This window comes from Arcicella lustrica (assembly GCF_034930985.1).
Taxonomy (GTDB): domain Bacteria; phylum Bacteroidota; class Bacteroidia; order Cytophagales; family Spirosomataceae; genus Arcicella; species Arcicella lustrica.
Genome location: NZ_JAYGIM010000036.1, coordinates 1 through 595 on the forward strand (window position 1 = coordinate 1; position 595 = coordinate 595).

The 595-nt window shown below is 40.0% G+C and carries 2 pseudogenes; both read right to left on the reverse strand.

Going from position 1 to position 595, the window contains the following annotated elements:
• Positions 1-250: pseudogene (locus VB798_RS24320) on the reverse strand (hypothetical protein); the annotation flags it as partial.
• 2 nt (positions 251-252) lie between these two features.
• Positions 253-595, reverse strand: a pseudogene (locus VB798_RS24325) (hypothetical protein); the annotation flags it as partial.

Consider the following 595-nt stretch of genomic DNA (forward strand, 5'->3'; position numbering starts at 1 on the left):
TGTATAAAGCATCTCGCCCTAACTTGATATGATGCTCTAACAAACGAGGTTTTAGGCTCTCGTAAAGCTTAGAAGTACCACAACGAGGTAAGTCTTTACGTATCTCCAATACCCATTTCAACACCATTGATTCCTCAAGAGGTTTTGAATGAACCACAGTCTTTTGCTCATAAAAAGCCTGACGGCTTTTGCCAAACAGTTTGCAGAAATAGCCAAGGCTATAAGCATGACCATACCACTGCATAAGCAAGATTACTGTCTGGCTCCAGGCTTTTTTCGGATACTAATCTTGAGCTTCTCCTCGGCTACATCAATCAAGGTATTCAAGGCAATATTGTACATTTTGGCTTGCTCCAATTGTTTTTCAAGCTCCTTGGTTCTGGCTTGAAGAAGGGCTAAATCTTGTTTCTCTTGAAAAGTCATTTCTGGTAAAGATAATACCATTTCCTGAGCATATTTCAATCGCCATTTATGAATTAAAGCATAACCAGAAACAGGATGAAAATTGAAACGTTCGATAGCTTGAGCAGGCGTTAATCGCTGCTCCTCAAGTTCTCGAACTAACCAACGACGAAAAGCCACTTCATAAGTGAAA